Here is a 20,596-nt window from a genome sequence, read left to right on the forward strand (position 1 = left end):
CCGGTCAATCCAGCATGCGCTGCACGGCGTCGTGAAACGCCGCGCAGGCGAACTCGTTTTCGCCGAAGCACAGGGCCTGGTTCGCGCCGCTGGTCAGGCCGCGCTGCATGCTCGCGGCCAGGGCGAGGTCTTCGTCGATCGCCTGCCAGAACATGTCGAAATTGCGCTGCCAGTGCCCGTCGCTGCGGACGGACAGGTACCGCTGCGGAGCCACCAGCCAGCCGTCCACCCGGGTCGAGGCGCCGTCGGCGGGCGAGAGCGCGATGGCGTTGATGTGATCGCCTTCCCACAGCAGCAGCGTGGACGGGAACAGGAAGTAGATGATGTTGAGGGTCCTGGCGAAGTCCGCCAGCCGGGCCGGCGGTTCGGCCAGTTCGGCGAAGCTGCGCTTGGGCAGCACGATGCGCTGGTGATCGCCGACCTGGTCGTGCACCACCAGGTTGTCGTGGAACAGGTGGGCGATGGTCTCGCGGTGCGCGTAGGCGAAGTGGTAGCTCTCCAGGTTGCCGTCGAGCACCAGCTTCCAGTTCGAAGCCTGGGTGAAGTGGCGTTCGCGCTGCACGCGCGCTGCGGCATCGAAGCCGAGTTCCTCGATTTCATCGCCCAACGGACCGAAGTACGCGGCCCAGTCGAAGCCGGGCGTGGCGGTGGCCACCACCCACACCAGTCCGAAGCGCTGCGCGCAGGGCAGTTCCACCAGGCCCGTGCGGTCCCGGGGCGCATGCGGGAAGTCGCCGTCGTGCGGCCGGCCCACGCAGGCACCGTGGCTGCCGTACGTCCAGCTGTGGTACGGGCAGACGAAGCGCTCGCGGCCCTGGCCACTGGCGCCCTCGGGCACCAGCGCCGCGCCGCGGTGGCGGCACACGTTGATGAAGGCGCGCAGGCGGTCGTCGGCACCGCGCGTGAGCAGCACCGGCACGCCGTGCACGCTGCAGGCCCGCCAGTCTCCTACCGCCTGCAGGGTGGCGGCATCGGCCACGGCCTGGGGCAGGCGGCGCAGCGCCGCGAGCTCGCTCAGGTGGCGCGACGGGTCCAGGTAGCGCGCCACCGGCGACCAGGTGCCGGGCTGGCGCTGCCGCTGCTCGCCGGCCAGCGTGGCCTTGATGCGATCGAACAGGGCGGCGGCGGCGGGGGTGGGCAAGGCGGCGTTCATGCCGCCATCATCGCCAGCCGCGCGCGCGCCGGCCATGGGGATTTCGCTCAGTCGAACATCAGCGAGCGGTGCGCTGAGGCCCCGGCCATGGCACCCGCGCCCACCGAGATCGCCACATTGCCTGCAGCGCGCGCGGCGTCGCCGCAGGCGAACACGCCCGGCACGCTGGTGGCCTGCATGGCGTCGGTGTGGATGTAGGCGCCCGTGGGCCCCTCCTCCAGCGCACAGCCGAGCTGGTCCGCCACCGGGCTGGCCAGGTGGGTGCGGGTGATCGTGAACAGGCCGTCCATGGCAAAGCGACGGCCATCGCGCAGCTCGACCGTGGCTGCGTCCACCAGCCGCGCAATCGGCCCGGCCTGCACGGTGACACCGCGTGCGGCCAGCGCGGCGCGCTGCGCGTCGTCGGGCTCGAAGGCGTCGTTGAGGAACAGCGTCGTCGGCCCCCAGTCGGGCAGCATCAGCGCGTGGTGCATCGACAGCGCGCTGCTGGCCAGCACGCCGATGCGGCCGCTGCCGATTTCGTAGCCGTGGCAGTACGGGCAGTGGAAGACACCCTGGCCCCAGCGCTGCGCCAGGCCTTCGATGGCCGGCAGCTCGTCGACCACGCCGCTGGCGATCACCAGCTTGCGTGCCCGTTCGACATGGCCGTCGGCGATGGCGACGCGAAAACCGTCGTCGCACGGTTCGGCCTGCGACACCGTGGCTTCCAGCCAGCGCACGCTGGGATAGGCCAGCAGTTGGGCCTTGCCCTCGGCAGCGATCGCACCGGGCGCGCGCCGGTCGTGACCCAGGAAACCGTGCGACGCGCTGGCAAAGCGGTTGCGCCGCACACCCGCGTCGATCACGAGCACGCGGCGGCGCGCCCGCGCGAGCTGCAGCGCGGCGGACATGCCGGCGTAGCTGCCGCCGATGACGATGGCGTCATTCAGGGTGGTGGCGGAGGTGGATGTGCTCAAGGTGGCTCCTGGCATGGGGGTGGGCGGCAAAGCGCCGGTTGAAATCGGCCGCGAGGTCGGCCAGCGTCACGCGGCCCAGGCGCTGCACCAGCAGGGCCTGGGCATCCTGCAAGGCACCCGAAAGGGCTCCGTTGACCGCCTGTTCGACCAGGCATTCGGGGTTGTCCGAGCGGTGGCCCATGGCGAACACCGTGGGCGCACCGACCGCGTCGTACACGTCGCGCAGCGTCACGGTCTTCAGGTTGCAGGCCAGCACCCAGCCGCCGCCGTGGCCCTTCTCGGAACTCACGAAACCGGCCTCGCGCAGGCCGGCCAGCGTGCGGCGCACGACCACGGGGCTGCCCTGCAGGCAGGCAGCCAGCGCCTCGGACGTCATGGGCCGCTCGCTGTGCGCCATGTGCAGCAGCAGGTGCAGGATCGACGAAAGTTTGCTGTCGAGTTTCATGTAACTTGTATGGTTACATGAAAATCAGCGAACCGAGCCATCGCGACATTCAACCCTGCAACGCGGCGGGGTTTTCTGAATCGGGTGGTCGCACGTCAAAGGCCGCGTCATACGTCACTGCGCCATGGGCCATGGGCGCGTCGAATGCCAGTGCCTGGAAATACCCGGGTGGCACACCCTGCAGCACCAGGTCAGGCTCGGCGCGAAAACCGAATCGGGCGTAGTAAGCCGGCTCACCCAGCACCACGCATCCGGCCGCGCCCTGTTCGCGCAGATGCCGCAGCGCCGCACGCACGAGACCACTGCCCACGCCCCGGCCCTGGTGGCCGGGCAGCACCGAGACAGGCCCCAGGCCGAACCAGCCGTGGCAGACGTTCGACACCACCACCGGCGAGACCGCCACATGTCCCAGGATCTCGCCATCACGCTCGTCCACCAGCGAGATCGTCAGCTGCTCCCTGGCGCGCAGCGCGTCGACAACAAGGTGTTCGGTGTGGCTGGTGTGGGGCGCGTGCTGAAACGCCGCCGCAGTGAGCGCGTGGATGGTCTCGACGTCGGCCGGCGACTCGAAACGAATCACTTCGCGAGCGCGCGGCCCGAATGCACCGGCCCCGCGCGCGATTCGACCACCGCCTCGACCTCGCGGCGCAGGCCCATCAGGAAGGCCAGTTCGGCCACCACGAACAGCGGGCCGATGATCAGGCCCATCACGTCGTCGACGAAAGCGGGCTTGCGGCCCTCGAAGATGTGGCCCACGAACTGGATCACCCAGCCCACGACGAACAGCCCCAGGCCGAGGCCGGCCCAGGCGCCGGTGGACCAGGGCGCCGTGGCATGCGCCACCGCCAGGCACAGCGCCAGCAGCAAGCCCATCACGATGCCGAAGCGCAGGTCCAGCCGCAGGTAGTAGAGCGTGGCGGCGATGACCGCCAGCGTCGCGGGCGACAGGGCGATGCCCGCGATATCGAACACCGGGCGCGCGAGCAGCACCACGACGGCCAGCACGATCATGGGGATGCCGACGAAGTGCGTGAGGATGTTGCGGCGGTCGCGGTGGTAGGCCGCGTACTGGCTCAGGTGGTCGTTGAGTGTCTTCATGGCGTGTCTCCTTGAAACGCTGCACAGGCGCACATCATCGCCAGCCTGGCGCGCGCGCGCCAGCGGGGTTTCGCGCAGGCCGTCACAACAGCGACTGCGCGTCGTCCTCCAGCCGCACGGCGGGCCCGGTGCGCGCCAGCGCCATCCAGACATGGAACGGCAGGTGCTCGATAGCGCGGCGTGGCGCCTCGCGCGCCACCACCAGGCGCTCCCCCTCGAGCTGCATCACGCCGCACTCGGGCGGTATCTCGTCGGGCCGGGCGATCGGCCGACCCCGGGCGTCCTGCCCCAGCACGTACCAGCAGGCACCGGCCAGCCCCAGGTAGGCCGCGCGCTTGGCGGGTTTGCGCAGGTCGCCCAGCAGGTCGGCGCGGCTGACCTTGATCTCGTGCACAACGGGCTCCAGGTAGGCCTCCACCGTGGTGTGCCGCACCGAGAAAACGTCCGGGCAGGCCATGCACCAGCCGTGTTCGGGCACCAGCGCCGGCGCCTCGGCGTCGAACACCGCGGCCTGCGCGGGTGCGACCGCGTCGGGCTCGCCGCCGAGCAGCGCGCGCGGCAGCGGCACGCGCAGCGCCAGGCCACGCCAGGTGATGCGCCCGGCCTGCGCCATGGCGATGGCCACGCGTTCCACCAGCGCCTCGTGCGGCGTGCGCACCGCCTTGTTGTGCGCGAACACCTCGGCCAGGCGCTGGATGCCTGCGTCGGTCACGCGCAGGTTCTCGAAGCCTTCGGGCGAAGGGCGCCGCTCCAGCAGGCCGGCGGCGAGCAGCTCGACCTCCACCGTGTCGTGACACGGCCAGCCGGCCGAGCGGTAGATCTCGCGCAGGCGCTGGTGATGGCGGCGCGTCAAAGGGGGGGCGGTCGGCTCCATGGACTGACTATATATCCAGTACCATGCCCTTCGATGCCGACCGCACGCCTGTCCGACGAGCCGGCCGCCCCGCTTGCGGTGGCGGTGCGCGCGCTGTGCGCGTTCGCCGCCAGAACCGGCGACCTCGACCTGCGTTTCACACCGTCACCGAGCGCGCTGGAAGGCGTGGCCGGCCATGGAGCGGTGACCGCGCGGCGCGGCGCGGGCTACCAGCGCGAGGTCTCGCTCGCCACCCATTGCGACGGGCTGCGGGTGCAGGGCCGCGCCGACGGTTTCGACCCGGCCGTGCCCCGGCTGGAGGAAATCAAGACCCACCGCGGCGACGCGGCCCTGATTCCCGACAACCACCGTGCCCTGCACTGGGCACAGGCGCGCGTCTACGGCTGGATGCTGTGCGAGCAGCTCGGGCTCGAGCGCATCGAACTCGCGCTGGTCTACTTCAACATCGACACCGGGCACGAGACGGTGCTGCCTGTGTGGCACGGCGCTGCCGAGCTCAAGGCCTTCTTCGAGTCGCTCTGCGCGCGCTACGCCGCCTGGGCGCGTGCCGAGCAGGCCCACCGCACGGAGCGCGATGCCGCGCTGCAGGCGCTGGCCTTCCCGTTCGAGGCCTTCCGCCCCGGGCAACGCGAACTGGCCGCTGCCGTGTACCGCGCCCAGGGCGCCGGGCGCCACCTGCTCGCGCAGGCCCCCACCGGTATCGGCAAGACCATGGCCACGCTGTTCGCCGCGTTGCGCGCCGCGCCCGCGCGCGGCATCGACAAACTGTTCTACCTCACGGCCAGGACGCCAGGCCGCCAGCTCGCGCTGCATGCGCTGCAACGGCTGCGGACAAAGCCGCTGCGCGTGCTCGAACTGGTGGCGCGCGACAAGGCCTGCGAGCACCCCGACAAGGCCTGCCACGGCGCGTCATGCCCCCTCGCGCGCGGCTTCTACGACCGCCTGCCGGTGGCGCGCGAGGAAGCCGCGCGGGCCGGCTGGCTCGACAAGGCCGCGCTGCGCGACATCGCGCTGCGCCACAGCCTCTGCCCCTACTACCTCGGCCAGGACCTGCTGCGCTGGAGCGACGTGGTCGTGGGCGATTTCAACCACTTCTTCGACCTCGGCGCTGGCGCCTGGGCGCTCACCGTGAACGAGGAGTTGCGCGCGGGCCTGCTGGTGGACGAAGCGCACAACCTGATCGAACGCGCGCGCTCGATGTACAGCGCCGAGCTGCGCCCGGCGGCCTTCCACGCCGCGCGCCAGGCCGCGCCCGCCGCCCTGAAGAAACCCATGGACCGTCTGCATCGCCAGTGGAGCGCACTCGCTCGCGCGCAGACGCAGGACCATGCCCTGCTGCCGGATCTGCCCGGCGCCTTCATCGACGCACTGCAGCGCCACACTGCCGCGCTGTCGGACCACTTCGCGCACGAGCCCCCTGCCGCGGGCTCCGCGCTGCAGGCCTGGCTGTTCGAGGTGCTGCAATTCCTGCGCGTGGCCGAGGTGTTCGATGCGCATTCGCTGGTGGAGATCATGCGGACACCGCAGGCACCACGCCGCGCGCGCCACCCGGCGGTCCACATCCGCAACCTCGACCCCGGGCCGCTGCTGCAGCCCCGCTGGCAGGCGGCGCGCAGCGCCACGCTGTTCTCGGCCACGCTCAGTCCGATGGACTACATGAGCGCCCTGCTCGGCCTGCCCGAGGACACCGCGCGGCTGGACGTGCCCTCGCCCTTCGACCCTGCCCGGTTGCAGGTGCGCGTCACGCCGTACATCTCGACCCGTTTCGGCGACCGCGCGGATTCACTCGACCGCCTGGTGGACGTGATGGCCACGCAGTACACCGCGCGCCCGGGCAACTACCTGGCCTTCTTCAGCAGCTTCGACTACCTGCAACAGGCGTTGCAGCGGCTGCAACTCAGGCACGCCGCGGTGCCCGTGTGGGCGCAGTCGCGCGGCATGGGTGAACCCGAGCGCGAGGCCTTCGTGGCGCGCTTCACCGAAGACAGCCAGGGCATCGGCTTCGCGGTGCTCGGGGGTGCGTTCGGCGAAGGCATCGACCTGCCTGGCAGGCGCCTCATTGGCGCCTTCATCGCCACGCTGGGCCTGCCGCAGGTGAACGCGGTGAACGAGCGCCTGCGCGCGCGGTTGCAGGCGCGCTTTGGCCGGGGTTACGACTACGCCTACCTGTTCCCCGGACTGCAGAAGGTGGTGCAGGCGGCCGGCCGCGTGATCCGCGGGCCGGACGATGAAGGCGTGGTGGTGCTGATGGACGAACGTTTTGCCCACGCCGAGGTGCGGCGCCTGTTGCCGTCCTGGTGGCGCATCGAACGGACTTGAAGATTCAGCGCGCGGCGTACAGCCGCACCGCGCCGCTGTGACGCCGTTGCGCACCAGGGGCGCCACTGTCCTCCAGCCGGGCCCCCACCGCGAGCGTGCGGCCGTCCCCCGAGAGCGCGAGGGCGGCACCGAAGGGATGCCCGCGCGCGATCCGATCCGACGTCACGGGCCAGCGCGGATGCCACGATTGCGCGTCGCGCGCATACAGATGCACCGCGCCTGCTCCGCGCTGAGTGCCCACGGCGAGAACCCGCGCATCGGCCGAGAGCGCCAGTTCGCCACCGAAGCCATCTCCGGGTGCGCTCTGCGATGCCTGCAAAACCGCCTGCCGGCGCCACACGCCGGCCTGTCGCGCGTAGACGTGCGCGGCGCCCTGCGCAGCCGGTGGAACACCAGCACGTGTGACCACGCCGGGCGCCCCGACCACCAGGGTATCCCCGTCGGCCGACAGGCCCAGACGGGCACCGAACCCCTGGAGCGCGGATCCTGGATCCACCAGCACCTGCTCTGTCGCATGCCGGCCCTGGCCGTCGTCCCGGAACAGGTGCACGGCTGCGCGCGGCGCCTCAGGTGCCCCGATGGCGATGGTGCCGCCATCGGCCGACAGCGCCACGCTGGCACCGAATCCGCCAGCGGAGGCGAGATCAGCGGGCCGAAGTTCGGCGCGGTGCGACCAGACCGTTCCGTCGAGACCGAACACGTGCACCGGGCCCTGCCTGGTATCGGCGCGCGCGCCACCGCCGCCATGGGAGTGCAGCATCGCCACCGCCAGCAGTCTGCCCTGCCCGGCCATCGACACCGCCGCACCGAATCCACTGGCCCCCGGCGGTGCAGCCAGCCGCGCCTGAGTCGACCAGTTGCGGCCGTCGCGCCGGTACACGTGCACCGCGCCGAGCGCCACGTCTTCGGCGCCCGCGTCTGCCGATTCGGATTCGAAAGGTGCGCCCACCGCAAGCGTGCGGCCGTCATCGGACAGGGCCAGGCTGAAGCCGAAACCGGCGCCCGCCACGGGCACCTGCGCCACCAGTTGTGCCTGCGGCACCCAGCCCTGTGGCGTGCGCGCATAGAGGTACACCGCGCCAGCCCGCGGCACTTCATCGCCGGACCACGGCGCGAGCCAGCCACCGCGGCCCAGCGATTTCAGATCGGACCCCACGGCCAGGGTGCTGCCATCGCCCGAAAGGGCCACCGCTGCGCCAAACAGGGCCGACGCCTCGGCCTGCGGAGCCGTGAGGTGGGCAACGGCTTGCAGCGCGCCGCTGTGCAGCGTGGCCAGACCCGGTCGTGACGGCATCGGTGCGGTGGCGGCGGGCGCCGGGTCATCCAGGGGGACGGTACCGCCCAGGCAGGCCACGAGCAGCGGAATCACACACAGCACGGGGGCGGCGGCAAGGAAGGGGAAGCAACGGCGGTTCAAGGGACATCCAGTCGGTCAAGGGTGGTCGGGCTGCGCACCACCTTGGCCAGGGACTCCTGCGCCCGCAGGTGCTGCGGTGCGCCGATGGTCTGCAAACCATCGCAACAGAAGAATGCTGCCTAAGTACTATATTTTTCGGGTAGTGGACGCATTCATGACGGAGTTCTCGCCCGAACGACCGCCCCCGGCCCACCGGAGCACCCTCCCCGCCCGGGCCTCAGGCGTCGCTGCGGTCAGCGTCCTCGCCGGATTCGGGCAGGCGCATGATGAGCACCTGATCAATGCGCCGGCCTTCAAGGACCAGCACCTCGAAGCGCCAGCCCGCGCAGTCGACGCTGTCGGCCTTCTCGAGCAGGTCGCCGGCCACCGTCTGCATCAGGCCGGCCACGGTGTTGTAGCGGCCCTTGTCCTCGTCGGGCAGTTCGTCGATGGCCAGGCGCGACTTGAGTTCGGCGACCGGCATCGCGCCGTCCACCAGCCAGGCGCCGTCCTCGCGCAGCGTGGCCCAGGCGTCCACCGCGACGCGAGGCGAGAGCTCACCGGTGATGGCTTCGAGCATGTCCAGCGGCGTGAGCAGGCCCTGCACCACGCCGTATTCGTCCACCACGAACACCATGCGCGTGGCACGTTCGCGAAACTGTTCCAGCAATTCCATGCCACTGAGTGTCTCGGGCACGAACACAGCCGGCTGCACATGGCGCAGCAGCGGCTCGTTGTTGCCCTCGGACTGCAGCGCGAGCATGCGCGGCAGGTGGATCACGCCGACCACGTCGTCCAGGCCACCCCGGCACACCGGGTACCACGAGTGTCCGGTGGTCCAGGCCTTCTGCACCGCCATGTCGATGCTGTCCTCGGCATCGAGCCACTCGATTTCCGAATGCGGCACCATGATGGAGGTGAGCTGGCGGTCGTCGAGCAGGAACACGTTGCGCACCATCTGGTGCTCGTGCTCCTCGATGATGCCGGCGTCGACACCTTCTTCCAGGCTGGCGTTGATTTCTTCCTCGGTGACGTGCTGCACGGCGTTGCTGTCGATGCGCAGCAGCTTGAGCACCCATTGCGTGGTGTGCGTGAGCAGCCACACAAAGGGCTTGGCCGCCTGGGCAACGAATGCCATGGGACGTGAGACCCAGCGCGAGACCGCTTCCGGGTACAACTGGCCGATGCGCTTGGGCACCAGTTCACCGAACACGATGGTGATGAAGGTGATGACCACCACCACGATGCCGGTGGACAACACGTTGGCGCTGGCTTCCGTCAGCCCCTTGGACTCGAACCACAGGCCCAGGTCGCCACTGAACGCGGCTTCGCCCACGATGCCGTTGAGCATGCCGATGGAGGTGATGCCGACCTGCACCGAGGACAGAAACTGGGTGGGATTCTCCAGCAGCTTGAGCGCGGTGATCGAACCCTTGTCGCCGGCCTCGGCCATGGCCGCCAGTCGCGCCTTGCGGCTGGACGCCAGCGCCAGTTCGGACATGGCGAACGCGCCGTTGAGCAGCGTCAGAAAAACAATCAGGAGCGTATCCATAATCGGCGGATGGCAATTTACATGATCGGGGACGTGCAGGGCTGCGACGAAGCGCTTGGCCGCCTGCTCGACCACATCGGCTTCTCTCCCAGCCGCGACACCTTGTATCTGCTGGGGGATCTGGTGAACCGAGGGCCTTGCTCGCTCGCCGTCCTGCGGCGGCTCATCGCGCTGGAGGGCGCGGCGCACTGCCTGCTCGGCAACCACGACCTGCACCTGCTGGCCACCGCGCACGGCGTGCGCAAACCGAACCGCAGCGACACGCTGGACGAGATCCTGCGTGCGCCCGACCGCGAGGCGCTGCTCGACTGGCTGCGCGCGCGGCCCATGGCCCTGCACGAACACGGCTGGCTGATGGTGCACGCGGGCGTGTTGCCGCAGTGGAGTGCTGCCGACACACTGGCACTCGCGGGCGAGCTGCAGGCCGCGCTGCGCGGGCCGGACTGGACGGATTTTCTGCACGCCATGTACGGCAACGAGCCCCCCTTGTGGAGCGATTCACTGCGGGGCGCGGACCGCCTGCGCGTGATCGTGAACGCCTTCACCCGGCTGCGCTTCTGCACCGCGCAGGGTGTGATGGAGTTCGCCACCAAGGACAGCGCGGGCGCCGCCCCCGAAGGCTTCATGCCCTGGTTCGACGTGCCGGGGCGGCGCACCGAGGGCGTGCCGATGGCATTCGGCCACTGGTCCACGCTGGGCACGGTGAACCGCGCCGACCTCCAGGCGCTGGACACCGGTTGTGTCTGGGGCGGTTGCCTCACGGCGGCGCGCATCACCGGCGTGCCTGGGCAGGTGGAGCGGCTGGCGGTGCGCTGCGAACAGGCTCGCAAACCGGGGAAAAAATGAAACGGTGGCGGCAGGAGCCGCCTGGCAGGCTCGGGCAAGGGCCGACCCCTCAGCTTTCCTGCACCGGCGCCGGCGCGCTCTTGAACAGGGCCGCCACCTTGCGGCGCGTCTTGATGTTGGGCGAAGCAGCGCGCGCCGCGGGGCGCTGCGCAACCTCCCACGCGGGCGGCGCGTCACTGGCTGCGCTGGGCTCGTAGGGCTTGTCGAACAGCGGATCGGCCGGCGGGCGGGGCGCCCGGGCCGGACGCTGGTCGGCACGTCCCTCGCGCGGAGGCCGGCTGTCGCGGCTCTCACGAATGGCCCTGCTCTCGCGCCGTTCACCGTCCTCCGGCTGCTGCCAGGCGCGCTGACCATCGTTGAAGCGGCCAGCCGGGCGGCGGTCGGCTTCGAACTCCAGCGCTTCGAGTTCGAGCTTCTTGCCCAGCAGTTTTTCCAGATCGCCCATGAGGCGCGTGTCTCGCCCGCTCACGAACGACACCGCCAGACCGGAAGCGCCGGCACGGCCGGTGCGGCCGATGCGGTGCACGTAGTCCTCGGCATTGAACGGGATGTCGAAGTTGAACACCGCCGGCACGTCCTTGATGTCCAGGCCGCGCGCGGCCACGTCGGTACAGACCAGCAGGTCGACCTCGCCGGCCTTGAACGCGGCCAGCGCCTTGAGGCGCTCGTCCTGGCTCTTGTCGCCATGCAGCGCCGTGGTGTTGAGCCCCTCGCGCTCCAGTGAGCGCGCCAGCCGCGCGCAACCGAGCTTGCTGTTGACGAACACGAAGGCCTGCTTGAGGCCGCGCTCGCGCAGGATCTGCTTCAAGGTGCCGCGCTTGTCGTCGTCCTCGACGCGGTAAAAGTGCTGCTCGACGGTGGAGGCGGTGGCATTGGAGCGCGCCACCTCGATCGTCACCGGGTCCTGCAGGTAGCTGTTGGCCAGGCGCTTGATCTCGGGAGAGAACGTCGCCGAGAACAGCAGCGTGGTGCGCTGCTTGGGCAGGAACGACAGGATGCGCTGCAGGTCGGGCAGGAAGCCGATGTCGAGCATGCGGTCGGCCTCGTCGAGCACCACGTACTCGACCTGGTTGAGCACGCAGTTCTTCGCCTCGATGTGATCGAGCAGGCGCCCGGGCGTGGCCACCAGGACTTCAACGCCCTTCTTCAGTTCGGCCGTCTGCGGCTTCATGTCGATGCCGCCGAACACGACCGTGCTGCGCAGGTTGGTGTACTTGGCGTAGAGCTTGACCTGCTCGGCCACCTGGTCGGCCAGTTCGCGCGTAGGCAGCAGCACCAGGGCGCGCACCGGGTGCCGCGCGGGCGAAGTCGATGCGTTCTCGTGCTTGAGCATGCGCTGCAGCAGCGGCAGCGTGAAGGCGGCGGTCTTGCCGGTGCCGGTCTGGGCGGCACCCATCACGTCACGGCCCTGCAGCACCACGGGAATGGCCTGCGCCTGGATCGGCGTCATGGTCTCGTAGCCCATTTCGGCCACGGCACGCTCGATGGTGGGAGAGAGGGAAAGTTCGGAAAAGGATTGGGTCATGGACTTCAAAGTTAGCCGGGTATTGTCTCACTTTGACGACTTTTCGCCCAAAACCCGCCCCCGGTGTGTCAAAGCGCCGCTGCTTTGAAGGTATCGCAGCTCTGGATGTTGCCGCTTTGCAGGCCGGCGTTGAACCAGCGCTGGCGCTGCGCGCTGGTGCCGTGGGTGAAGCTGTCGGGCACCACATGGCCCTGGCTCTTGCGCTGCAGGGCGTCGTCGCCGATGGCGGCCGCCGCGTTCAAGGCCTCCTCCACGTCACCCGGTTCCAGGATGGCCTGGCTCTTGTGGTTGTGGTGCGCCCAGATGCCGGCAAAACAGTCGGCCTGCAGCTCCAGCCGCACCGACAGCGCGTTGTACTCGCGCTCGCTCACCCGGCGGCGCGCCTGCTCCATCTGGTCGGTGATGCCCATGAGGTTCTGCACGTGGTGGCCCACCTCGTGCGCGATCACGTAGGCCTGCGCGAAGTCGCCCGGCGCGCCGAGCTGGCGGCGCAGCGTGTCGTAGAAGCTCAGGTCGATGTAGACCTTCTGATCGCCAGGGCAGTAGAACGGGCCCATGGCGGACTGTCCGGTGCCGCAAGCCGTGGGCGTGGCGCCGCGGAACAGCACCAGACGCGGCTTCTTGTACTGCGCACCGCCTTGCTGGAACACCTGGCCCCACACGTCTTCGGTACCGCCCAGCACGGCCGCCACGAATCGGCCCATGTCGTCGGTGGGCGCAGTCGCCGGGCCCTGCGAAGTGGTCTGCACCTGTTCGGTGGGAGTGCCCATGTCGCCGACGCCGCCGAGCACACCCAGGATGGTCATGGGGTTGATGCCGAAGACCCAGCCTGCGACCAGCGCGATGGCGATGGTGCCCAGGCCAATGCCGCGACCCCCGACACGCCGGCCGCCGCCGCCGGTTTGCGATCGGCGGTCTTCGACCTGGTCGGACTGGCGGTTGTTTTCCCACTTCATGGCGAGCCTCCTGGGCAACACGGGTGGTTGCCGCACGCCATTATCGGGGGGGGGGCAGCGCGTCGCGCGTCAGGCCTTGGGCAGGGTCACGCCAACCTGCCCCTGGTACTTGCCGCCGCGGTCCTTGTAGCTGGTCTCGCAGACCTCGTCGCTCTCGAAGAACAGCACCTGCGCGCAGCCCTCGCCCGCGTAGATCTTGGCCGGCAGCGGCGTGGTGTTGCTGAACTCCAGCGTCACATAGCCTTCCCACTCGGGTTCGAAGGGCGTGACGTTGACGATGATGCCGCAGCGGGCATAGGTGCTCTTGCCCAGGCAGATGGTGAGCACGTTGCGCGGGATGCGGAAGTACTCCACCGTGCGCGCCAGCGCGAAGCTGTTGGGCGGGATGATGCAGTGGTCGCCATGGAAGTCCACGAAGCTCTTCTCGTCGAAGTTCTTCGGGTCCACCACCGTGCTGTGGATGTTGGTGAACACCTTGAATTCGGGCGCGCAGCGGATGTCGTAGCCGTAACTGGAGGTGCCGTAGCTGATCACCTTCTTGCCGTCCACGGCTCGCACCTGGCCGGGTTCGAAGGGTTCGATCAGGCCGTGCTGCTCGGCCATGCGGCGGATCCACTTGTCGCTTTTGATGCTCATGGGGCGCGATTGTAGGGGGCCACCCGTCGGCATCTGACCCATGCAATTCCCCAGCAACTTCTGGGAATTTCAGTAATTACTGAAAATTCAGGCCGAAGCCGCTACAGTCGCGCCCATGCCCCTGCAAGACCACCTCCCGCCGCTCAACCGCGAGTTCGTTGCCCACTTCGGGGAAATGGGCAGCCGATGGGGCATCAACCGCACCGTGGGGCAGATCTACGCGCTGCTCTTCATCTCTCCCCATGCGCTCAATGCCGACGAGATCGCCGAGACGCTGGAGTTCTCGCGCTCCAACGTGAGCATGGGCCTGAAGGAGCTGCAGGCCTGGCGGCTGGTGCGGCTGCGCCACCAGCCGGGCGACAGGCGCGAGTACTTCGAGGCGCCGGCCGATGTGTGGGAGATCTTCCGTGTACTGGCGGAGGAACGCCGCCGCCGCGAGGTGGAACCCACGCTGTCCATGCTGCGCACCGCGCTGCTGGAAACCCCCCGGACCGATGCCGAGCGTCACGCCCAGGCGCGCATGCGCGAGATGCACGACCTGATCGACCGGCTCATGACCTGGTTCGACGATGTGCAGAAGCTCGCACCCGAGACCGCCATGCAACTCATGGGCATGGGCGCGACGGTGACGCGCGTGCTCGAACTCAAGGACCGGCTCACCGGCAAGTCGGCCCCGCGCGGCGCGCCAACCGCATCGACCACCTGAACCCGCCAGGAGATTCCGCATGGACGCCCTCATCCTCTCGCGCATCCAGTTCGCCGCCAACATCAGCTTTCACATCCTGTTCCCGACCATCACCATCGCGCTGTGCTGGTTCCTGCTGTTCTTCCGTCTGCGCTTCCTCAAGACGCGCGATCCGGCCTGGGAGGAGGCGTACTACTTCTGGACCAAGGTGTTCGCCCTGACCTTCGCCTTGGGCGTGGTCTCGGGCATCGTGATGAGCTTCCAGTTCGGCACCAACTGGCCCGGCTTCATGGAGAAGACCGGCGACATCTCGGGCCCCTTGCTGGGCTACGAGGTGCTGACCGCCTTCTTCCTGGAGGCCAGCTTCCTGGGCATCATGCTGTTCGGACGGGGCCGGGTGAGCGAGCGTGTGCACCTGATGGCCACGATGTTGGTGGCCGCTGGCACCACGTTGTCGGCGTTCTGGATCCTCAGCCTGAATTCGTGGATGCAGACGCCCGCGGGCTTCGAGATCGTCGACGGCAAATTCATCCCGGTGGACTGGCTGTCCGTGGTCTTCAACCCCTCGTTTCCCTACCGCTTCACGCACAAGCTGCTGGCCTCCACACTGACCGCCTCCTTCCTCATCGCAGGCCTGTGTGCCTGGCAGCTCATCAAGGGCAGTGCCACCGGCGGCACGCACAAGGCCTTGCGCACGGCCATCGTTGCAGCCTCGGTCGCCATGCCGCTGCAGTTCCTGGTCGGGGACATGCACGGGCTGAACACGCTGGAGCACCAGCCCGCCAAGATCGCGGCGCTCGAAGGCATCTGGCAGACCGAGAAGAGCGCGCCGCTCACGCTGTTCGGCTGGCCGGACGAGGCCGCTGGCACCACGCACTACGCGGTGAAGATCCCCAAGATGGCCAGCCTGATACTGGCGCACGACATGGACGCCGAGCTCAAGGGTCTGAACGAATTCCCCGGCGCGCACCCGCCGGTGGCACCGATCTTCTGGGCCTTTCGCGTGATGGTGGGCGTGGGCTCGCTGATGCTGCTGGTGGCCTGGGTGGCGGCATGGCTGCTCTGGCGCCAGCGCCGCGCGGGCTCTGGCGCCCAGGTGGTGCTGCCGCGCCCGATGCTCTACACGCTCGCGGGCATGACCTTCTCGGGCTGGCTGGCCACGCTCTCGGGCTGGTACGTCACCGAGATTGGCCGCCAGCCCTTCATCGTCTACGGCCACCTGCGCACCGCCGAGGTGGCCACCAGCCTGCCCTCGCCCCTGATCGCGGCCACGCTGACCGCCTACCTGATCGTCTACGGTCTGCTGCTGGTCACCTACGTCGGCGTGCTCAAGTACATGGCGGAGCACCCGGTGAAACATCCGCCCGAGAGCACCCCGGCCACGCTGGGCAAGGCCGGCGCCTGACACACCAAGGAGACGCATCATGGACATGAGCTGGGCCAATCTGCTGCCGCTGATCTTTCTCGCCGTGATGGGCCTGGCCCTGCTGGCCTACGTGGTGCTCGACGGCTACGACCTCGGCGTGGGCCTGCTGCTGCCGCTGGCCGACGACGCGCAGAAAGACACCATGATCGCCAGCATCGGCCCGTTCTGGGACGCCAACGAGACCTGGCTGGTGCTGGGGGTCGGCGTGCTGCTGGTGGCCTTTCCGATGGCACACGGCCTGGTGCTGCAGGCACTGTACCTGCCGGTGGCGATCATGCTGATCGGCCTGATCCTGCGCGGCGTGGCGTTCGACTTCCGCGTCAAGGCCCCCACGGCCTACAAGCCGTTCTGGAACGGCGCGTTCTTTGCCGGCTCACTGCTGGCCAGTGCCTCGCAGGGCTGGATGCTGGGCAGCTACATCACCGGTTTCGCGGGTGGCTGGCTGGGCCTGGCGTTCAGCCTGGGCATCGCGATCACCCTGCCGGCCGCCTACGTGCTGCTCGGCTCGGGCTGGCTGATCATGAAGACCGAGGGCGAACTGCAGGCGCACGCGGTGCGCTGGGCGGGCCGCGTGCTCTGGCCCATGGGTTTCGCACTGGTGGCCATATCGGCGGCCACGCCGCTGGTGAATGCGGCCGTGGTCGAGAAATGGTTCAGCGTGCCCGAAGTGTTCGGCCTGATGCCGATTCCGCTGAGCTGCGCGATTGCCTTCTTCGCGGTGCGCTGGGTGGTGACGCACCCGAACGTGGTCAAGGCGGGCTATGGCTGGGTGGTGTTCGCGTCCACCGTGCTGATCTTCGTGCTCGCGTTCTTCGGTCTGGCCTACAGCATCTTCCCGGACATCGTGATCGGGCGCATGACGGTGTGGGAAGCGGCAATCTCCACCGGCTCGCTCACCGTGGTCTTCATCGGAGTGGCCATCACGCTGCCGGTGATCATCGTCTACACGGTCTACATGTACCGCGTGTTCTGGGGCAAGGCGCGGGCGCTGACGTACAACTGACCCCCCCTGCGCCGCTGACGCGGCACGTCAACCAAGGTGTTGATGAGATCACGGTAGCGCGCGCGGGAAGGCGGCCGCGAGCTGAACCGGAGAACGCGCACCCGGCCCGTCCGCCCTCGCACAAACGCAACGCAAACGGTCAGCCGCCGGCCACCACCGTGCGTTCAACAACACGGTCATCGCCCAACACGATCAAAGCAAACAGCAACTCGTCCAGACTGTTCGCCTGAGAAGTCTTGCGAGCCAGAAGCGGCGTGGCCTGCGGGTCAAGCACCACGAAGTCGGCCTCGTGGCCGGGCTGCAGGTTGCCCACCACGCCTTCCAGCCCAAGGGCACGCGCAGCGCCCGCCGTGTGCTGCCACCAGAGCTGGCCCGGTGTGAGGCTCAGGCCCGTCTTGGTCTGGCCCTCGCGGCCCACGCAGTAGGCCGCCAGCATGGTGTGGAAAGGCGAGAAGCTGGTGCCGCCACCCACGTCGCTGGCCAGGCCGTAGCGCATGCCCGCCGCGTCGGCCGCCATGTAGTCGAAAAATCCGCTGCCCAGGAACAGGTTGCTGGTCGGGCTCACGGCGGCCACCGTGCCGGTGGATGCCATCAGCTCGCGGTCGGTCGTGTCCAGGTGGAGGCAGTGCGCGTACACGGCGCGCTCGCGCAACAGACCGAAATCGCCGTACACCCCGAGGTAGCTGCGCGCATCCGGAAACAGCTCGGCGGCCCAGCGCACCTCGTCGCGGTTCTCGGCCACATGCGACTGGATCCACACGTCCGGGTACTTCGTGGCCAGCACGCCCGCGCCGCGCAGCTGCGCCGGCGTGCTCGTGGGTGCGAAGCGCGGCGTGATCGCGTAGCCCAGGCGGTCCACGCCGTGCCAGCGCTGGATCAGTGCCTCGGTATCGATCAGGCTCTGCTCGGTCTCGTCGCGCACACCGTCCGGACTGTGCCGGTCCTGCAGCACCTTGCCGGTGATGAAGCGCAGACCGCGCGAGCGCGCCGCTTCGAAGACGGCATCCACCGAGGCGGGATGCGAAGTGGCAAAGGTCAGCGCGGTCGTCACGCCCTGGCGCGCGAGTTCGTCGAGGAAAAAGTCGGCCACCTCGCGCGCATGGGCCGGCTCGTAAAAGCGCGACTCGTGCGGGAAGGTGTAGTTCTCCAGCCAGGGCAGCAAGCCCGCGGCGGGCGCGCCGATCACGTCGGTCTGCGGGTAGTGCACGTGCATGTCGACGAAGCCCGGCGCGATCAGCTTGCCGCGCAGGTCCTCGACCGCCACGCCGGGGTAGTTGCCGATCAGCGTGGCGTGGTCGCCCGCGGCGCGCACCACGCGGCGGCCCTGCGCATCGGGGCCAACCACCAGCAGGCCATCGGCGTCGTACACGGGGGTGTCGTCATCGGCAAAACGCAGCAGGGCGGCACGGTAGGCTTTCATGGCGCGCAGCTTAACGCGCCCGGCTCGCCCGGGCATACGGCCTGCCCGATAGCGCCCATACCGGCGCTCCGAGCTCAACGCTCGATGCTGCCCTGAACACCCTCGACCAGCCAGTTCATGCCCAGGATCTGCGCATCATTCAAGGCCTTGCCGGCCTCGATCACCGTGGCGCCCCGGTTGTCGCGCACCGGGCCGCGCGCGGCGAACACGGCCAGCTTGCCAGCGGCCATGTCGGCCTGGCGCGCCAGCACCTCGTCGCGCACCTTCGCCGGCACCTTGCTGCCGAAACCGTCGACGCGGATCATGCCGTCCTTCACGCCGCCCCACACGCTGGCGCTCTGCCAGTTGCCATCGAGCACCGCCTTCACGCGGCGCGTGTAGTAGTCGCCCCAGAGGTGCGTCACCGCGGCGATCTGGGCATCCGGCGCGACCGCGCGCATGTCGGAGTGATAAGCCACGGCGAGCTTGCCGCGTTCCTGCGCAGCCACCATCACGGCGGTCGATCCGGTGTGGAAGGCCAGCACCTCGGCGCCCTGGTTCATCAGCGTCATGGCCGCCTCGCGCTCGCGCGGCGGGTTGAACCACTCGCCCAGCCAGACCACCTTCACGCTCGCGCGCGGGTTCACCGAGCGCATGCCCAGCGTGAAGGCGTTGACGCCCTGGATCACCTCGGGAATCGGAAAACCCGCGACGTAGCCCGCCTGCGTGGCCATGCGACCCGCCGCCACGCCGGCAAGGTAACGGCCCTCGTAATAACGCGCGTTGGCAGTCGCCACGTTGGGCGCGGTCTTGTAGCCGGTGATGGATTCGAACTTCACGTCCGGGAACTCGCGCGCCACCTTCAGCGTGGGTTCCATGTAGCCGAAACTGGGCGTGAAGATGATGCGGTGGCCCTGTTGCGCCAGGTCGCGGATCACGCGCTCGGCGTCGGCCCCCTCGGGCACGTTCTCGACGTAGCGCGTCTCGACGCGATCGCCCAGCGCGGCCTGCACGGCCTGGCGCCCCAGTTCGTGCTGCCGCACCCAGCCGGCGGGCGTGAGCGGCGCGACGTAGACGAACGCCGCCTTGAGCGGGGGCGTCTGCGCAGTGGCGGCGAAGGGGATGAAAAAGCTGGCGGCCGCGAGCGCGCAACAGGCGCACCGGGCCACGAGGTTTTTGTACATGGTGTTCCTCTACATGGCTTCCGTGAATGAAAAAGCGAGCCGGGGAAGCACCGGGCTCGCTGGGCATGATTTTAGCCTCGCGGCGACCGCAGCCCTCGCCACGGATGGACGAAGGGCCGTCAGTCGATGGCGCTGTCGAGCAGGGCCATGAGCTCGCCGCGGCGCGCCTCGTTCACGAAGCTGGCCTCGATGCTGTTGCGCGCGAGCGTGACCACGTCCTCCCGCGAGAGGCCGAGCGCCTCCACGGTCTGCACGAAGTTGGCGTTCATGTAGCCACCGAAATAGGCCGGGTCGTCCGAGTTGACCGTGGCGCACAGGCCGGCGTCGAGCAGGCGCTTCATCGGGTGGTGTTTCAGATCGTCCACCACGCAGAGCTTGAGGTTGGACAGCGGGCATACGGTGAGGGGCGTGCGCCGTTTCGCCAGTTCGGCCACCAGGGCCGGGTCTTCGAGTGATCGCACGCCGTGGTCGATGCGCTCGGTTTTCAGGTCATTCAGTGCTTCCCAGATATAGGCCGGCGGCCCTTCCTCGCCCGCGTGTGCCACGATCCGCAGGTCCAGCTCGCGGCAGCGCGCGAACACGCGCGAGAACTTCGAGGGCGGGTGCCCGACCTCGCTCGAATCCAGCCCCACGCCGATGAAGCGCGCGCGGTACGGCATGGCCGCCTCCAGCGTGGCGAATGCGTCCTCCTCGCTCAGGTGGCGCAGGAAACACAGGATCAGCGCCGTGCTGATGCCGAGTTCGGCCTGCGCACGGTCGCAGGCGCTGGACAGGCCGTTGATCACCGTGGCCATGGGCACACCGCGCGCGGTGTGGGTTTGCGGGTCGAAGAAAATCTCGCAGTGCACCACGTTGTCGGCCCTGGCGCGCAGGAAGTACGCCCAGGCCATGTCGTGGAAGTCGGCCTCGCGCAGCAGCACGCTGGCGCCGGCGTAGTAGATGTCGAGGAAGCTCTGCAGGTCCGTGAACGCGTAGGCCGCGCGCAATGCGTCCACGCTGTCGTAGGGCAGGCTCAGGCCATTGCGCTGCGCCAGCGCGAAGATCAGCTCGGGCTCCAGAGAGCCTTCGATGTGGATGTGCAGCTCGGTTTTTGGAATGGCGGCGGCGAGTTGGGCGGCGGTCATGCTCATGAGGTGCATTCTC

General features: G+C 68.9%; 19 protein-coding genes. 5 read left to right on the plus strand and 14 right to left on the minus strand.

Annotated features, from left to right (window positions below; all coding sequences use genetic code 11):
- Positions 1 to 4: 4 nt before the first annotated feature.
- The 6 genes from K5880_RS17115 to K5880_RS17140 all read right to left on the minus strand — a co-directional run bounded on the left by K5880_RS17115 (position 5) and on the right by K5880_RS17140 (position 4,526).
- Entirely contained in the window at positions 5 to 1,153 is a 1,149-nt protein-coding gene (locus tag K5880_RS17115; protein ID WP_297655032.1) for an aromatic ring-hydroxylating dioxygenase subunit alpha, read from the minus strand.
- Positions 1,154 to 1,200: 47 nt separating this feature from the next.
- A complete protein-coding gene (locus K5880_RS17120) occupies positions 1,201 to 2,109 on the minus strand; it encodes an NAD(P)/FAD-dependent oxidoreductase (RefSeq protein WP_297655034.1) in 909 nt (302 codons plus the stop codon).
- Entirely contained in the window at positions 2,075 to 2,554 is a 480-nt protein-coding gene (locus tag K5880_RS17125) for an Rrf2 family transcriptional regulator (protein WP_297655037.1), read from the minus strand. Before K5880_RS17125 ends, K5880_RS17120 begins: the two co-directional genes overlap by 35 nt.
- Before the next feature lie 49 nt (positions 2,555 to 2,603).
- Positions 2,604 to 3,134, minus strand: coding sequence for an N-acetyltransferase (locus K5880_RS17130; RefSeq protein ID WP_297655040.1), 531 nt, complete (start codon positions 3,132 to 3,134; stop codon positions 2,604 to 2,606).
- Entirely contained in the window at positions 3,131 to 3,652 is a 522-nt protein-coding gene (locus K5880_RS17135; protein WP_297655043.1) for an Mpo1-like protein, read from the minus strand. Before K5880_RS17135 ends, K5880_RS17130 begins: the two co-directional genes overlap by 4 nt.
- Positions 3,653 to 3,734: 82 nt before the next feature.
- Positions 3,735 to 4,526: a hypothetical protein gene (locus tag K5880_RS17140; protein WP_297655046.1), complete on the minus strand. Its 792-nt coding sequence runs from the start codon at positions 4,524 to 4,526 to the stop codon at positions 3,735 to 3,737.
- 33 nt (positions 4,527 to 4,559) lie between these two features.
- Between K5880_RS17140 and K5880_RS17145 the strand changes: the two genes are divergently transcribed.
- Complete coding sequence (locus tag K5880_RS17145; protein WP_297655049.1) at positions 4,560 to 6,845, plus strand: ATP-dependent DNA helicase; 2,286 nt, start codon at positions 4,560 to 4,562, stop codon at positions 6,843 to 6,845.
- A 4-nt stretch (positions 6,846 to 6,849) separates the two neighbouring features.
- On the opposite strand, the gene K5880_RS17150 is transcribed toward K5880_RS17145, so the two are convergent.
- Together K5880_RS17150 and K5880_RS17155 are read right to left on the minus strand one after the other, a co-directional pair.
- On the minus strand, positions 6,850 to 8,262 hold the full coding sequence (locus tag K5880_RS17150) for an FG-GAP repeat protein (RefSeq protein WP_297655052.1): 1,413 nt from the start codon (positions 8,260 to 8,262) through the stop codon (positions 6,850 to 6,852).
- Between the two features lie 217 nt (positions 8,263 to 8,479).
- Positions 8,480 to 9,793 carry a hemolysin family protein gene (locus tag K5880_RS17155; RefSeq protein WP_297655054.1) on the minus strand — a complete coding sequence of 438 codons (1,314 nt, stop codon included), beginning with the start codon at positions 9,791 to 9,793 and terminating at the stop codon, positions 8,480 to 8,482.
- Between the two features lie 9 nt (positions 9,794 to 9,802).
- Here K5880_RS17155 and K5880_RS17160 point away from each other — a divergent pair, with 9 nt between their 5' ends.
- Positions 9,803 to 10,639, plus strand: a complete 837-nt coding sequence (locus tag K5880_RS17160; RefSeq protein WP_297655056.1) for a symmetrical bis(5'-nucleosyl)-tetraphosphatase — start codon at positions 9,803 to 9,805, stop codon at positions 10,637 to 10,639.
- 49 nt (positions 10,640 to 10,688) lie between these two features.
- On the opposite strand, the gene K5880_RS17165 is transcribed toward K5880_RS17160, so the two are convergent.
- The 3 genes from K5880_RS17165 to dcd all read right to left on the minus strand — a co-directional run bounded on the left by K5880_RS17165 (position 10,689) and on the right by dcd (position 13,756).
- Positions 10,689 to 12,164: a DEAD/DEAH box helicase gene (locus K5880_RS17165; protein WP_297655058.1), complete on the minus strand. Its 1,476-nt coding sequence runs from the start codon at positions 12,162 to 12,164 to the stop codon at positions 10,689 to 10,691.
- A 68-nt stretch (positions 12,165 to 12,232) separates the two neighbouring features.
- A complete protein-coding gene (locus K5880_RS17170) occupies positions 12,233 to 13,120 on the minus strand; it encodes a neutral zinc metallopeptidase (RefSeq protein ID WP_297655060.1) in 888 nt (295 codons plus the stop codon).
- Positions 13,121 to 13,189: 69 nt separating this feature from the next.
- Positions 13,190 to 13,756, minus strand: a complete 567-nt coding sequence (dcd, locus tag K5880_RS17175; RefSeq protein WP_297655062.1) for a dCTP deaminase — start codon at positions 13,754 to 13,756, stop codon at positions 13,190 to 13,192.
- A gap of 115 nt (positions 13,757 to 13,871) precedes the next feature.
- On the opposite strand from dcd, the gene K5880_RS17180 reads away from it, so the two are divergent.
- The 3 genes from K5880_RS17180 to K5880_RS17190 are packed head-to-tail and all read left to right on the plus strand — an operon-like array spanning position 13,872 to position 16,870.
- Entirely contained in the window at positions 13,872 to 14,462 is a 591-nt protein-coding gene (locus K5880_RS17180; RefSeq protein WP_297655064.1) for a GbsR/MarR family transcriptional regulator, read from the plus strand.
- Between the two features lie 19 nt (positions 14,463 to 14,481).
- The gene (locus K5880_RS17185) at positions 14,482 to 15,846 is read left to right on the plus strand and encodes a cytochrome ubiquinol oxidase subunit I (RefSeq protein WP_297655067.1); all 1,365 of its coding nucleotides are present in this window, start codon (positions 14,482 to 14,484) and stop codon (positions 15,844 to 15,846) included.
- 19 nt (positions 15,847 to 15,865) lie between these two features.
- Positions 15,866 to 16,870 carry a cytochrome d ubiquinol oxidase subunit II gene (locus tag K5880_RS17190; protein ID WP_297655070.1) on the plus strand — a complete coding sequence of 335 codons (1,005 nt, stop codon included), beginning with the start codon at positions 15,866 to 15,868 and terminating at the stop codon, positions 16,868 to 16,870.
- Positions 16,871 to 17,009: 139 nt separating this feature from the next.
- Here K5880_RS17190 and guaD read toward each other — a convergent pair whose 3' ends face one another.
- The 3 genes from guaD to K5880_RS17205 all read right to left on the minus strand — a co-directional run bounded on the left by guaD (position 17,010) and on the right by K5880_RS17205 (position 20,577).
- Positions 17,010 to 18,290, minus strand: coding sequence for a guanine deaminase (gene guaD / locus K5880_RS17195; RefSeq protein WP_297655073.1), 1,281 nt, complete (start codon positions 18,288 to 18,290; stop codon positions 17,010 to 17,012).
- A gap of 74 nt (positions 18,291 to 18,364) precedes the next feature.
- Complete coding sequence (locus tag K5880_RS17200) at positions 18,365 to 19,453, minus strand: BMP family ABC transporter substrate-binding protein (protein ID WP_297655078.1); 1,089 nt, start codon at positions 19,451 to 19,453, stop codon at positions 18,365 to 18,367.
- 119 nt (positions 19,454 to 19,572) lie between these two features.
- A complete protein-coding gene (locus tag K5880_RS17205; RefSeq protein ID WP_297655200.1) occupies positions 19,573 to 20,577 on the minus strand; it encodes an adenosine deaminase in 1,005 nt (334 codons plus the stop codon).
- Positions 20,578 to 20,596 lie beyond the last annotated feature (19 nt).

It is taken from the genome of Hydrogenophaga sp., assembly GCF_025699295.1.
Classification (GTDB): domain Bacteria; phylum Pseudomonadota; class Gammaproteobacteria; order Burkholderiales; family Burkholderiaceae_C; genus Hydrogenophaga.

Bases quoted from the DNA above. Each gene is read 5' to 3' on its own strand.
- K5880_RS17115 (WP_297655032.1), bottom strand. From the start codon at position 1,153: ATGAACGCCGCCTTGCCCACCCCCGCCGCCGCCGCCCTGTTCGATCGC.
- K5880_RS17125 (WP_297655037.1), bottom strand. From the start codon at position 2,554: ATGAAACTCGACAGCAAACTTTCGTCGATCCTGCACCTGCTGCTGCAC.
- K5880_RS17135 (WP_297655043.1), bottom strand. From the start codon at position 3,652: ATGAAGACACTCAACGACCACCTGAGCCAGTACGCGGCCTACCACCGC.
- K5880_RS17140 (WP_297655046.1), bottom strand. From the start codon at position 4,526: ATGGAGCCGACCGCCCCCCCTTTGACGCGCCGCCATCACCAGCGCCTG.
- K5880_RS17145 (WP_297655049.1), top strand. From the start codon at position 4,560: ATGCCGACCGCACGCCTGTCCGACGAGCCGGCCGCCCCGCTTGCGGTG.
- K5880_RS17155 (WP_297655054.1), bottom strand. From the start codon at position 9,793: ATGGATACGCTCCTGATTGTTTTTCTGACGCTGCTCAACGGCGCGTTC.
- K5880_RS17160 (WP_297655056.1), top strand. From the start codon at position 9,803: ATGGCAATTTACATGATCGGGGACGTGCAGGGCTGCGACGAAGCGCTT.
- K5880_RS17165 (WP_297655058.1), bottom strand. From the start codon at position 12,164: ATGACCCAATCCTTTTCCGAACTTTCCCTCTCTCCCACCATCGAGCGT.
- K5880_RS17170 (WP_297655060.1), bottom strand. From the start codon at position 13,120: ATGAAGTGGGAAAACAACCGCCAGTCCGACCAGGTCGAAGACCGCCGA.
- dcd (WP_297655062.1), bottom strand. From the start codon at position 13,756: ATGAGCATCAAAAGCGACAAGTGGATCCGCCGCATGGCCGAGCAGCAC.
- K5880_RS17180 (WP_297655064.1), top strand. From the start codon at position 13,872: ATGCCCCTGCAAGACCACCTCCCGCCGCTCAACCGCGAGTTCGTTGCC.
- K5880_RS17185 (WP_297655067.1), top strand. From the start codon at position 14,482: ATGGACGCCCTCATCCTCTCGCGCATCCAGTTCGCCGCCAACATCAGC.
- K5880_RS17190 (WP_297655070.1), top strand. From the start codon at position 15,866: ATGGACATGAGCTGGGCCAATCTGCTGCCGCTGATCTTTCTCGCCGTG.
- guaD (WP_297655073.1), bottom strand. From the start codon at position 18,290: ATGAAAGCCTACCGTGCCGCCCTGCTGCGTTTTGCCGATGACGACACC.
- K5880_RS17200 (WP_297655078.1), bottom strand. From the start codon at position 19,453: ATGTACAAAAACCTCGTGGCCCGGTGCGCCTGTTGCGCGCTCGCGGCC.
- K5880_RS17205 (WP_297655200.1), bottom strand. From the start codon at position 20,577: ATGACCGCCGCCCAACTCGCCGCCGCCATTCCAAAAACCGAGCTGCAC.